Consider the following 1,051-nt stretch of genomic DNA (forward strand, 5'->3'; position numbering starts at 1 on the left):
CTAGAGCGTTTCATGTTTTGACGGAAGCGTACCCGGCGTTTTCGAAGTAGTTCTTGCATTCGGCTGCCTCGATGGTTTCGACGAGGTGGCCGATGTGGCGCCAAGTTTCCTCGACGGTGCGTTTCTGAGCCTGGCGCATCCAGTGTTTGATCTTGGCGAAGGCCTGCTCAATCGGATTGAGGTCCGGAGAGTAGGGCGGCAGGTACCAAAGCCTGGCGCCGGCAGCCTTGATCATCTGCCTGATGGCCGCCGACTTATGACTTCCCAGATTATCCATGACGACGATGTCGCCGGGCTTCAGAACGGTGACGAGCTGCTGCTCGACATAAGCGCGGAAGCATTGGCCGTTGATCGGGCCGTCGAAGACGCAAGGTGCTGCGAGCCGATCCCAGCGCAGCGCGCCAAGGAAGGTCAGCGTGCGCCAGTGGCCGTGCGGCGCCAGGCCGCGCAGCCGCTTGCCCTTCGGACCCCAACCTCGCAGCGGAGCCATGTTGGTCTTGATCCAGGTCTCATCGATGAAGACCAGGCACTGCGGGTCGAGACCGGTCTGCCAGGATCGCCATCGCTGACGCCTGCGGGCAATATCAGCGCGCGCCTGCTCAAGGGCGAACAGTGTTTTTTTTGAAGCTCAGGCCCTCGCGGCGAAGGAACATCCAGATCGTATTGTGCGAGACCTTGACCCCGCGCGCGGCCAACTCGTCTTTCAGCCTATGCAAACTCAGCTCAGAGGTCTGATTGATCCGCTCCACGATGAAGGCCCGATGCGGCTCAAGAATGCGCTTGCGATGTCCGCCCATCTTGCCCGGTGCCACCGAGCCGGTCGCTCGATAGCGCTGTGACCACTTCACGACAGAGGAAACTGCAACGCCAAAGCGCGATGCCACGGTACGGCAATTCTCGCCTGCGCCAACTGCTTCAACAACACGCTCACGAAGATCGTTTGAAAGCGCCCGCGTCATCCGATGCTGGCCTCCAATCCAGCCAGCATCTTGAATCACAAACAACCTGATTTGGGAATCCTACGATTCTCTCAAAACAGGAAACGCTCTAG

General features: G+C 59.5%; 1 protein-coding gene. It reads right to left on the reverse strand.

Annotation, left to right across the window (positions count from 1 at the left end; all coding sequences use genetic code 11):
* Positions 1 to 10: 10 nt before the first annotated feature.
* Positions 11 to 959, reverse strand: a protein-coding gene (locus NR193_RS33275) for an IS630 family transposase (RefSeq protein WP_256754882.1) whose coding sequence is annotated in 2 segments (ribosomal slippage) — positions 11 to 622 and positions 624 to 959 — 948 coding nt in all. Because the reading frame shifts where the segments join, the coding sequence is not laid out codon by codon here.
* Between the last annotated feature and the right edge of the window lie 92 nt (positions 960 to 1,051).

The organism is Mesorhizobium sp. Mes31, assembly GCF_024519675.1.
GTDB lineage: Bacteria > Pseudomonadota > Alphaproteobacteria > Rhizobiales > Rhizobiaceae > Mesorhizobium.